Here is an 11577-nt window from a genome sequence, read left to right as displayed (position 1 = left end):
CATTAACGCCTCGAGAAAGAATCCAGGTAATAGAATGGCGTATGATGGATGAAGAACGACTAGCTGTTTGGGATAAAAAGAAGGCTTGAGCTGGATGTTTGGAAACGGACAAGTCCGGTTCTGAGGGGAGAAAGAGTCCGCGAGGACTCCGACTTACCCGACCTCAATAATAATCATGATATGATTAAACGTAGTTTATATTATTGGGGAAGGCTATACACAGCTCAACTTCAAAAGGGAATGCCATACAACAGGAGTTTTATGGAATCGACAACAACATAAAATATTGAGTAGTGATATCGAAGTTCACATCGTAGAGATTTCGAAACTTATGCAACAGTGGCGGAATGAACAAGTAAATCCTTGGGAAGATTTGTTTGTTCGTTGGTTATTATTACTTCCGGCAAACGAGGATGAACAACTAACCCAAACATTGGAGGACATTGCGATGAACCAAGATCCGATTTTACAAAAAGCGATGAATAAATGGGAGCGTATGATTCAAGATTCTTCTTTCCGACAAGCATATGAGGCAAGAGAGAAAGCTTTGATGGATGAAGCCGCAAAGTTCGCTCATGCTCGTAATGAAGGAAAGAAAGAGGGAATTGAAGAAAGTAAGATTCAATTAATTCGTGGAATGCATAAAAATGGAATGCCAATCGAAGATATTGCAAAGTTTACAAATTTACGTTTAGAAGAAATACGAAGCATTTTACAAGTCTAAATGATAAAAAGAACACCTCCATTGAATTTGCATACTTAGTATGCGAATTCGGGAGGTGTTTTAATATGTGTCCCGTTTTCGGGGGTCACTTCCATCATCAAGGTGTTTTCATTATAAGCTCAAAACTCTCCGAATCAGCCCCAAGCACAAAAGGACTAACCTCGCCAACGCTATAAAGTTGTAATTCATGCATTGCGCGTGTACAAGCAGTGTAGAACAATCGACGAACGCTCTCATCGTTGTATACATCTTTAGACGCATCGTAAATAATAACGGCATCAAATTCGATACCCTTCGCTAAGTAAGCTGGGATCACGACAATGCCTTGCTCATACTCGGCTGAGTTACTCTTCACGAGTTTAATATTCTCGATAGGACTAAGTGCCTCATAGGCAGCGGCGCTTTCAGCTGCAGATTTACATATAATTGCGATCGTGTTGTGATTTTGTTTTTGTAATTCAGCAACTTTGGCAGTAATACGTTCGTGCAGTTCGCTCTCATTCGCTACTTTCGTCACTGTAGGTTTCTCACCGTCACGTTCAAAGGCGTGAATGTTCTTCCCTTCCGGTACGAGAGCACGTGTAAATTCAATAATTGGTTTTGTTGAGCGATAGCTACGAGTTAAGTTGATACCGTTCGTTTCATCTGGACCGTATAAGCTAGTAAGTGTATTGAAATTCACTGTTTCACTCGCATGAGCAAATATTGCTTGGTTAAAGTCTCCAAGTACCGTCATTCTTGCGGCAGGGAAGAGACGTTTTAAAAACTCGAACTGGAACGGCGAATAATCTTGTGCTTCGTCTACGAGTACGTGTTTAATCGATCTGTTCGTTTGGAAGCCTTCAATTAATTCTTTTAAAAATAAGAATGGAGTCGCATCCTCATAATATAGTTTTCCTTCATCAAGCATGTTTACTGTTAAGGAGCAAATGTCATCCCACTCTTTCGGTTTTTTCTCAGTAACCCATGATGCATCTGTGAAAAGTTGTTTATATATGCCTGTGAAATTGATGAAACGCAATGTTTGAACACCTTTACGAAGGGGCTTCAATTTTTTACGGACAATCATACGTCCAAGTACTCTCGTTTCTTTTTCAAAATCATTAAAGGAGTTGTCGTCAAACTCTCCTTTTTTCTGCAAATATTTATAAGCTTTTTGGTATTCATCTTTACTAAGTAATTCAATTTCTTCTTCTACCCAAGGCTTTTTCAGTTCTGCTTTTTCAAGTGCATCTATTTGCTTATTTAGCCAATCCGTTAACTTCTCAATTCGACTATGGAAGCGGAGGGAGGAGTCGGTATTGTAAAATTGTTCTGTAATTTCTTTCGCAGAAACAATCAGTTTTCCTCTAAATTTCATTCCTCTAAATAGCATGCCTGAAGATTCAAGAGATTGTCTGTACGCTCTAATCATCTCGAAAAATTGAGTGGATGCTTTAAATCGGATGCTCGCATTTCTCGTTTTATAGGTAGGGCTATTCGTTTCAGTTAACATATATTCTAATTGCTCATAAGGATCTTCAACTTCAAATGACTTACTTAGTCTATGATTCAAATATTCTTGGAATGTAACTTGCTGCATATTTTCTTCACCAAGTTCAGGTAGTACGTTAGAAACGTAGCTATTGAACATAGAGTTAGGAGAGAAGAGAATAATTTGATCTGCTTTTAGCCATTCGCGATATTTATATAGTAAGTAGGCGATTCGCTGCAGAGCAGCTGATGTTTTACCGCTACCAGCAGCTCCTTGAACGATAAGGAGTCGGCCTTCATCGTGGCGGATAATTTCATTTTGCTCGCGCTGAATCGTAGCAACGATGCTCTGCATATGTTTGTTCGTACCTTTTCCGAGCGCTTGTTGCAAGATTTCATCACCAATTGTAAGGCTCGTATCGAACATAGAATCAATCTCGCCATTTTGAATAATGTATTGTAATTTTTTCTCCACATTACCGTGGATTACGCCGCCTGGTGTACTGTATTCAGCAGGTCCTGGTGGATAATCATAGTACACACTCGAAATAGGTGCGCGCCAGTCATATATAAGGAAGTTTTCTCCGCTTGCATCAGTAAGTGTAGCGACGCCGATATAAATTTGATCCGCGGCAGATTCTCCTTCTTCTTTGAAATCAATTCGTCCGAAATAAGGTGCTTTATGCATACGTCTTAATGCGGCAAGTCGATTAAAGGTGTGCTTATGGGTAATTTGTGTGACAGCTAGTGACTGAGCTTGTTGTCTCAAGTTGATAACTGTTTCAAGATAATCATCGAAAGTATCAGTATTAACTTTCACGTCATCCCAAAAGTGTTTACGAATATTGATTACTTCTGCCCGGCGTCTACCAGTTTCGTTTTCCAGTTTATCAATTTGCTCCGTAATTGTTTCAATTACGGTATCTAATCGTTTTTGCTCTAAATCAAGGTTTTTGTTCATACGGTAAGCACTCCTTTAAAAGTGAAAAATAGAGGTTGACTGAAGATGTGTTTTGGTGTACAATTAAGATACGGATAAATACGTTCTTTGTATTTTGTAAAACGTGTTTCTGTACTAATTTAACATAGTTTTTGAATTTAATCAATGATAATAAGATAAACCTTGGTTCTACGTGGCGTGGATCAAGGTTTTTTTGTGTTTGAAGAGGGAGTCACGCTTGTTGTCGTTTTTTGTCGGTAAGTCGATATATTTCGAAAATCGCTGATATATTTTGAAAATCGCCGATATAATTTCATTTACCGAATCTAGATATAACTACCGGGAGAAGAGGGGATAAAAAAAGCTCGGGCCTAAGCCCAAGCTTTTTACTGCATTATTTCTTTTCGTCTTTTTTAGCGTCAGTTTTCTTCTCTTCGAAAAGATCTTTTAAATCTTTATCGTCAACTTTTACGTCAGCTTTTTTGATTTCTTTCATCATAAGATCGTTCATAAATTGGCCATCTTGCATTTTCTTTTGAACGATTTCTTTTTTGATGTCAGCTTTAGATTGTTCGAATGATTTTTCTGGTTCTTTAATGTCTGTTACTTTAATGATGTGGTAACCGAATTGTGATTTCACAGGCTCGCTTACTTCATCTTTTTTCAGTTTATAAGCAGCATCTTCAAATTCTTTAACCATTTTACCAGCAGTAAAGTAGCCAAGGTCTCCGCCTTTTTCTTTTGAACCAGTATCTTCAGAGTATTGTTTCGCTAACTCTTCGAAAGATTTACCTTGTCCAAGTTCTTCTTTTACCTTTTTCGCAGTAGCTTCATCTTTTACAAGAATGTGGCTTGCTTTAATTTCAGGCTTGTAGTTTTCTTTTAGTTCTTTATCAGTGATTGTTTTCTCGATAGCTTTTTCTTGAGCTAATGAAGCGCGAACGCCATTTTTGACTGTTTCTTCTTTAAGACCTTGTTGTTTTAATAATGTATCGAATTGATCACCGAGTTGCTTTTTCATCTCATCGTACTTTTTATCTACTTCTTTGTCGTCTACTTTGTAGTTTTTAATAAGTACTTTTTCCATAACCATGTTATTTAGTGTTTGTTTACCAGTTTGTGAATTTTTCATTTGTTCGTAGAATTCTTCTTTTGTAATGTCACCAGCTTTAGATGTAACGATTTTGTCTGATGATGATGTTCCACATGCTGATAATGCGATTACACTTGTTGCGGCTAAGGCAAGCATAGCTTTCTTCATTCAATAAACACTCCTACTATTATGTATTTTTAATTTATCCTACACCGATGAATTTTAGTTCATAAGAGCCCGATTAAGTCTCACTGATACTTTTGCTTTTTTATATTGGTAAAGCGCGCTTAACAGGGCTTACCGTGGCTGAGGAAAAAGTTTTGATGAATGTTTTGTTCTATAGTATAAGCAATATGTACAAAATTTAATATATCATATTTCGAACCGTTTTCATATTGATAAAGAAAAATTAACCAGCACGTGTCAGATTTTGAAAGTGTGCCATATTGGGCGCATGCCGCATATACAGAATAGAGGAGGGGATGGGGATGAATTCTCAACTTATTTTATTACTTGTACTGTTTATTTTATTGGTTATTGTAGGTATAATTTGCTTATAGAGGAAAAAAGTGAGGAAGGGGCTTTCCCTCCTCACTTTCCATGAAATATAATTTCTATATAACTAGAAATTAATAAAATTGTTATACATACATTAATAACCCGAAAGACACCGGGCTGGCGGCTCGCAGCTATTTGTTTTCGTTCACACAGTGTATGTGTCATGAAATTCGTGTAAAATATAACAAGAAGTGCGAATGCGACAAAAACAACTGTTATAAGTGTCATGAGGCGAGACCTCCTTTTGGCTAAAATACATATACATATATTGTATCACACGATATTTTGTTCGTGTTACAAAATTCAGAAATAGAAGACTTTGTGTTAGAAAGTGAGGGAGGAAATGGACGTTGTTAGAAGATTAGAACAAGCTGAATACTATGTAGACCTATTATTTAAAATGATTGATGAAGAGAAGTGTCCATTTTATTCTTTGATCATAAAGAAAAAAGCTCGTAAAAAAGATATTGAACGTATACTAAATCTTTGTGAAAAACTGAACGAGCAATATGTAGTGGAGAAAGCAGAAGGGCTTCTTTTGTTCGATGCGCTGTTAGATCAATTTGAAAAAGCGCTTCCACATCAGCTCGAAGTACACGAAACTGCGGAAGCGCTAGCAAAACAAGGTTTATTTAAGCCGCTTATGAATGAATTCTTAAGCATGATTGCGAAAAAATAAATAGATTATTTCTTAACTAACTTTTGATCGGATTCTGTAAAGTTCTCTTCAATATCTTCTAATGATTTCTCAAAAATATCGATAAAGTCTTGTCCGTAAATATTACGCAGGATTGCAATCAGTTCGATATTTTCTGGGAACTTCCCATAAAAATTACGAAGTGCAAGAGCCCCATTAAACACTGAATTATTTTCAGGATCATACTCTTCCATTAAGCGAAGTAGTAATTCTTCCCCTTTGTCTGTAATTTCAATGTACGTATTTCGTTTATCATCTTCCTTTTTTGAGAATACAAGATAGCCGCGTTCTTCCAGCTTTTTCGAGAAGTTAAACGCTGTTGATACGTGCATAACTCCAAATTTAGCAATCTCAGAAATAGAAGCCCCTTTTAAATGATAAGCAATTGTTAAAATATGATGTTCATTAATATTTAAATCGTAAGGTTTAATCCACTGCTGCCAATCTTTCTCTACACATTTCCATAACGCTTTCGATAATTGAGCAATGCGTTGGCTGAAAATCATCGCTTCTTTTACCGAGTAATCTTTTTCTCCACTTTTCATTTACTCACCCACTTTAACATTCTTTTTTCATTACTATCTATTATGCCAGTAAAATAAAAATTAATAAAGTCTTTTTGTGAGAATTGTGAAAATTTTTCGAGAAAATGACATTCTATACAAATCATGCATAACTATGGAAGCGTTTTATGAGTCGTGAATACATACGTTGTCCTTACATGTTAAGTGATAACATATATTGTAAATGCATAAAAACACGGCATATCTATACGATATGCCGTGTCAAGGTCAATTTATATAAAAAATATTTGTTATATGCAAAAAACTAAGCAGGAATTTGTTTACGCTTTTTCTGGAACAGCTTCTTGTAGTTTCTCAATTGACTTTTGGATGTCCAAAATTTCTTTCTCAATATGGCGCTTGTTTTGAGAAATATCTTGCTTCCAGTTAGAAAGCGTGTCTTGCATGTCATCTTTTAATTCTTGAAACACTTCTTTACCTTCTGAAGCAGTTTCAATAATTTGACGCTTTAATAATTTCGTATCAGCTGTAATATCAGCTAAAGTCTTTTTAATATCATTTCCTTTTTCTTTTAACTTGCCGCGCATGTCTTTACCAGAAGAAGGAGTTGAGAAAAGAACAGCTAGTCCAGCAACTGCTCCGCCGCAAATAACACCTGTAATAAAGGATTTAGCTTTTGACATAAAAGGAGACCTCCTTATTTTTTGTTCGTATTCATGATGGGAAAAATATGCATATCTTTCTTATATGTGCTATGCACAAACAATCATCCCTGAGTATTTTAAGTAAAGAAACAAGCCATGCGGAATTTGATGACTTCAGGGAAGTGGCTTGTTATGTATTACGCCTTCTTATAGTGTCATTATTTCACACTATTTGCAATTGTACTTGCGATGTTTTGTAAATTTTCCATAGTGTATTCATTTTGATGTGATTTCCAAACAGCACCGAAACCACCTTTTTCACCGTAGCGTGGAATTAAATGAAGGTGGAAGTGGAACACAGTTTGTCCAGCTTTTTCACCGTTATTGTTAAGTAGGTTAAAGCCAACTGGATTAAACTCTGCTTTAATCGCATTTGCGATTTTTGGAACGACAGAAAAAATGTGTGATGCGATTTCTGGCGTTAACGCAAAAATGTCTTGTTTGTGAACTTTCGGAATAACAAGAGTATGTCCTTTTGTTACTTGACTAATATCTAAAAATGCAAGCACATGTTCATCTTCGTATACTTTTGAGCAAGGGATTTGCCCGTCAATGATTTTACAAAAAATACAATTGTCTGCTGTATGATTCATTGATCTCATCCTTTCAAATATCCTTAGCCGTATTTTACCATAATTACATAAGAGAACAAACACGAAAAACAGGAAGCTGACTCAGCTTCCTGTTTTCTGAAGAGGGATTGAAAAAGCATTATCGTAATTTACGTTTCGCAGACACCCCATTTTCAAGTGAAATGAATTGCAATCTTTTTTAAAATGAAATTGTTTATTTTTTAAAACAGTATATGCTCTTTCAGAGACACCCCGTTTCGAAAATGAAACAAATGATCTGGTTATGTGTAAATTTCATTGTCCAACTTGGACACCCCATTTCATGATGACTTCACTATGTTGTTGTACTCATCAATAGGTGGTTGCTTTTTCAATGTGTTCTTTCTTCAATAATTATGATGTCCGCTTTCGGAAAAATATATGCTAATAAATTTAAAAATTTTTTTTGAGTACATGGATACTATGTAGTACAGCATAATTTTTGGTAAGATGAATATAGAATGAATACTAATGAAGAAAGTGGTGTCGTATGAGCGAGTTATTGCGTGTAGAAAATGTTACAGGAGGATATACGAAACGACCTGTATTAAAAGACGTTTCGTTCTCTGTTAATAAAGGCGAACTTGTCGGCTTAATCGGTTTAAATGGAGCTGGTAAAAGTACGACGATTAAACATATTATCGGTTTAATGGAACCGAAAAAAGGAACTGTCACAATTAATGGGAAAACAATTCGTGATGATATGACAGCGTACCGTTCTAGCTTTTCATTCATTCCGGAAACGCCGGTATTATATGATGAATTAACGTTAGAAGAGCATTTGAAATTAACAGCTATGGCGTATGGCGTTGATGAAAAACAATATGAAGAACGTGTAGGACAACTACTACAAGAGTTTCGTATGAAAAATCGTTTAAAATGGTTTCCATCTCATTTCTCAAAAGGAATGAAACAAAAAGTAATGATTATGAGCGCATTTTTAGTGGAGCCATCTCTTTACATAGTAGATGAACCTTTCGTTGGATTAGATCCGTTAGCGATTCAATCCCTTCTTCAAATGATGGACCAAATGAAAAAGAGTGGTGCCGGTATTTTAATGAGCACACATATTTTAGCAACGGCAGAGCGTTATTGTGATTCGTTCATTATTTTGCATCAAGGTGAAGTAAGAGCGAAGGGAACATTATCTGAACTGCAATCACAGTTTAATATGCCAGGTGCAACGTTAGATGATATTTACATCGCGCTAACAAAGGAAGAAGATTATGAATAGCACAGCGTTATGGAAAGAACGATTTCGTCACTTTCTAAAAGAAGTTCGTACATATAGTAAATACGTATTTAATGATCATTTGAAATTTATTTTCGTGTTCATCATTGGTGCGGGAGCGTATTATTACCAGCAATGGTTACAAACGTTAACAACTTCGTTTCCGGCGGCGCTCGTAATGGCAGTATTAATTGGACTCGTGTTAACGGCTGGATCCATTCAAACATTATTAAAAGAAGCGGATCTCGTTTACTTACTGCCAGTTGAAGAAAAGTTAAAACCTTACTTCACAAAGGCATTTCTTTTTACATTTATGATTCAGTTATACATAATCGCAATCGTAGCAGCTGCGCTTGCTCCGTTATACTTCCAACAAATGAAGCAAACAGGAGCGGCTTACATATGGATTGTACTCGCGTTTGTTATCGTAAAAGCGTGGAATTTATTTGTAGCGTGGGAAAAGTCATTTTTAACAGATCAAAATATACAAAGAGCGGATTGGTTCATTCGTTTTATCCTAAACGGTTTATTTGTATATTTCCTTGTAGAACGTACTTCAGTTCTTTTCATTGGTGGAATCGTCCTTCTCATGGTGTTATACCTTGCTATCATGCATCAAATGGTAAAGGGAAAGCCACTAAACTGGGAGTATTTAATTTCTGAAGAAGGTAAGAAGATGATGCTGCTGTACCGCATCGCGAACATGTTCGTTGATGTACCAGCATTAAAAGAAAGAGTAGCACGCAGAAAATGGCTCGATTTCATTCTTTCGATGATTGGTGAAAAGCGTACATATTTATACTTATATACGAGAACGTTTTTAAGATCAGGTAACTATTTTGGATTATATGTGCGTTTGCTCGCTCTTGGAGGAGTTATTTTGTACTTCATTCCGTTTTTATATGGACGATTTATCGTAAGCCTTATTTTCCTATACTTAATCGGTTATCAGCTCTTAACTTTATGGAAACATCACCGCATGAAGATTTGGCTTGATTTGTATCCGGTAGGGGGAGAAGAGAAGAAGAAAGACTTTCTTACTTTATTAAACGCGATTCTAATCATAGGGAGCGTAATCTTTACAGTTATATTTGCACTAGCAACGAAAGATTTCATGATGATAGGAATTTTACTTATCGTAAGCATATTATTTAGTATCGGTTTTGTTTACCAATACGGGGCGAAGCGCATTGAGCGTTTAAATTGAAAGGAATGAACCCATGATTACATACGAAGAGAAGGTTATAAAAGAATTGGAGCAGTGGAAAGCTACATTCATGAAAGATTCTTCTATGATGACACGGTTCTCCAAAAAAGTGCAGACGAAAGTGCAACAGCTCATTCCGGCGAAAGTACAAAAGGTACTAACAGAGACGATTCGTATGATGGTGCAAACGATCAGCGCCGGGTCAAACTTTATAAAGCCGAAGCTAAAAGAGACGACATGGTCATTGCAAAGACGAGACGATGAAGTACGTAAAAAAATGGATGAGTACAAAAAAATAGCAGCGGCAGAAGGAGCAGGGACGGGGGCTGGCGGTATTCTCCTCGGTCTTGCTGACTTTCCGCTTCTACTTACAATTAAAATTAAATTTTTATTCGATGCAGCAACGTTGTACGGATTTGATACGAGTAAACAAGAAGAGCGTCTTTTTATCCTTCACGTTTTCCAGCTCGCCTTTTCAAGTGACAATCACAGAAAAGAAATATGGAAAGCAATTGAAACGTGGGATACAGAAAAAGAAAATCATATGGACTGGGAAAAGTTCCAAACAGAATACCGAGACTATATCGATTTAGCAAAAATGCTTCAGCTCGTCCCGGTAATCGGTGCCCCAGTCGGCGCATATGCGAACTATCAATTGCTGCAAAGACTTGGAGAAGTGACGATGAATTGTTATCGTATGCGATTGCTGAATAGGGATTAAAAAGAAGGCGTCCTACATGTGTAACGTAGGACGCCTTTTCTTAGAAGCCAAGTCCGATATAGCTAACTCCAACTATAATCAATACGATAAAAAGTACAATGATTAATGAAAATCCGCTCTTACCAGCTTGTCCTGCTTCACCGCCGCCATTACCACCACTACCGCCATTACCACCAAGTCCCATATGATATCCTCCTTATTGTTATATGTTGCTTTTACTTTATAACTTTCTGTAATTTCCAATAAACACCTTCTAGAACGCTAACTAAATTGAAAATCATTTCGTTTTATTTTATAATTTACTTACCGACCGGTAAGTAAAAACAAGTGAGGTACAGTATGACGAAGAATTTACAAACATCGCAAAACATTGTAGAGGCATCATTTAAACTTATGGCAGAACACGGCATTGAGAAGATGAGTCTTTCCATGATTGCGAAAGAGGTAGGTATTTCAAAACCGGCTATTTATTATCATTTTTCTTCTAAAGAAGCGTTAATCGATTTTTTATTTGAAGAAATTTTCTCTGGATATCATTTCGTGAGTTATTTCGATAAAGAGCAATATACGAAAGAAAACTTTGCAGAAAAGTTAATTGCTGATGGTTTACATATGCTCTCTGAATATGAAGGGCAAGAAGGGATATTACGCGTTATCAACGAATTTATCGTAACTGCATCGCGAAATGAAAAGTATCAGAAACGCTTATTTGAAATACAAGAAGATTTCTTAAATGGTTTCCACGATTTATTGAAGAAAGGCGTAGAACTTGACGTAGTGTCACAACATGAAACGGAAGAAAATGCTCATACGCTAGCACTCGTGATCGATAATATGAGCAACTATATGCTCATGGGATTCCAGTTAAAGTATAAAGAAATTTGGATTCGAAATGTGAAAAACGTCATGAAGGAGGAGTAAAAATGAAAATGCAAAAAAACTGGTGGCTCGGTTTTCTTGGATTTATTGGGGTTTATAAAATACCAGGTATGATTGAAGCTTTTCAAGCGGATGGAAATTGGATGAAGTTAATCGGTTTCATTTGGCTACTTTGGTTCGGATATTTTATTCCTGAGAAGAAAGAAGATTAAATT

At 36.3% G+C, this 11577-nt stretch carries 13 protein-coding genes and 1 pseudogene; 7 read left to right on the top strand and 7 right to left on the bottom strand.

The genetic code is table 11. The features are described from left to right. Positions 1-162: 162 nt before the first annotated feature. A pseudogene (locus tag MR169_RS18950) lies at positions 163-724 on the top strand (Rpn family recombination-promoting nuclease/putative transposase); the annotation flags it as partial. Positions 725-821: 97 nt separating this feature from the next. On the opposite strand, the gene helD reads toward MR169_RS18950, so the two are convergent. The 3 genes from helD to MR169_RS18935 all read right to left on the bottom strand — a co-directional run bounded on the left by helD (position 822) and on the right by MR169_RS18935 (position 5016). Continuing rightward, positions 822-3158, bottom strand: a complete 2337-nt coding sequence (helD, locus tag MR169_RS18945; protein ID WP_242319836.1) for an RNA polymerase recycling motor HelD — start codon at positions 3156-3158, stop codon at positions 822-824. Between the two features lie 373 nt (positions 3159-3531). Then, positions 3532-4398, bottom strand: coding sequence for a peptidylprolyl isomerase PrsA (prsA, locus tag MR169_RS18940; protein ID WP_000710067.1), 867 nt, complete (start codon positions 4396-4398; stop codon positions 3532-3534). 423 nt (positions 4399-4821) lie between these two features. Further along, the gene (locus tag MR169_RS18935; protein ID WP_000172690.1) at positions 4822-5016 is read right to left on the bottom strand and encodes a hypothetical protein; all 195 of its coding nucleotides are present in this window, start codon (positions 5014-5016) and stop codon (positions 4822-4824) included. 115 nt (positions 5017-5131) lie between these two features. Here MR169_RS18935 and MR169_RS18930 point away from each other — a divergent pair, with 115 nt between their 5' ends. Next, positions 5132-5467 (top strand): DUF1878 family protein, encoded by a 336-nt coding sequence (locus tag MR169_RS18930; protein WP_000383655.1) that lies wholly within the window; start codon positions 5132-5134, stop codon positions 5465-5467. A gap of 5 nt (positions 5468-5472) precedes the next feature. Here the strand turns inward: MR169_RS18930 and MR169_RS18925 are convergent, their stop codons facing one another. The 3 genes from MR169_RS18925 to MR169_RS18915 all read right to left on the bottom strand — a co-directional run bounded on the left by MR169_RS18925 (position 5473) and on the right by MR169_RS18915 (position 7306). Beyond that, on the bottom strand, positions 5473-6030 hold the full coding sequence (locus MR169_RS18925) for an HTH-type transcriptional regulator Hpr (RefSeq protein WP_000834924.1): 558 nt from the start codon (positions 6028-6030) through the stop codon (positions 5473-5475). 299 nt (positions 6031-6329) lie between these two features. Next, positions 6330-6692: a YtxH domain-containing protein gene (locus MR169_RS18920; protein WP_000030299.1), complete on the bottom strand. Its 363-nt coding sequence runs from the start codon at positions 6690-6692 to the stop codon at positions 6330-6332. A gap of 179 nt (positions 6693-6871) precedes the next feature. Then, complete coding sequence (locus tag MR169_RS18915) at positions 6872-7306, bottom strand: HIT family protein (RefSeq protein ID WP_242319835.1); 435 nt, start codon at positions 7304-7306, stop codon at positions 6872-6874. 508 nt (positions 7307-7814) lie between these two features. On the opposite strand from MR169_RS18915, the gene ecsA reads away from it, so the two are divergent. The 3 genes from ecsA to ecsC are packed head-to-tail and all read left to right on the top strand — an operon-like array spanning position 7815 to position 10483. Beyond that, positions 7815-8558, top strand: coding sequence for an ABC transporter ATP-binding protein EcsA (gene ecsA, locus MR169_RS18910; protein ID WP_001292603.1), 744 nt, complete (start codon positions 7815-7817; stop codon positions 8556-8558). Then, entirely contained in the window at positions 8551-9762 is a 1212-nt protein-coding gene (gene ecsB, locus MR169_RS18905) for an ABC transporter permease EcsB (RefSeq protein ID WP_242319834.1), read from the top strand. The genes ecsA and ecsB overlap by 8 nt, the downstream gene beginning before the upstream one ends. Positions 9763-9775: 13 nt before the next feature. Next, complete coding sequence (gene ecsC / locus MR169_RS18900; RefSeq protein ID WP_000634143.1) at positions 9776-10483, top strand: ecs operon protein EcsC; 708 nt, start codon at positions 9776-9778, stop codon at positions 10481-10483. A 40-nt stretch (positions 10484-10523) separates the two neighbouring features. Here ecsC and MR169_RS18895 read toward each other — a convergent pair whose 3' ends face one another. Next, positions 10524-10667 carry a YjcZ family sporulation protein gene (locus MR169_RS18895; RefSeq protein ID WP_000522760.1) on the bottom strand — a complete coding sequence of 48 codons (144 nt, stop codon included), beginning with the start codon at positions 10665-10667 and terminating at the stop codon, positions 10524-10526. Between the two features lie 155 nt (positions 10668-10822). On the opposite strand from MR169_RS18895, the gene MR169_RS18890 reads away from it, so the two are divergent. Together MR169_RS18890 and MR169_RS18885 are read left to right on the top strand one after the other, a co-directional pair. After that, the gene (locus MR169_RS18890) at positions 10823-11404 is read left to right on the top strand and encodes a TetR/AcrR family transcriptional regulator (RefSeq protein ID WP_000164831.1); all 582 of its coding nucleotides are present in this window, start codon (positions 10823-10825) and stop codon (positions 11402-11404) included. Positions 11405-11406: 2 nt separating this feature from the next. Then, entirely contained in the window at positions 11407-11574 is a 168-nt protein-coding gene (locus MR169_RS18885; protein WP_000783813.1) for a hypothetical protein, read from the top strand. The last annotated feature ends 3 nt before the right edge of the window (positions 11575-11577 follow it).

This window comes from Bacillus cereus group sp. BfR-BA-01349 (genome assembly GCF_022663795.1).
GTDB lineage: Bacteria > Bacillota > Bacilli > Bacillales > Bacillaceae_G > Bacillus_A > Bacillus_A cereus.
Note: the sequence above shows the minus strand (reverse complement) of the source record. Positions and strands in the feature narration are given on the sequence as shown.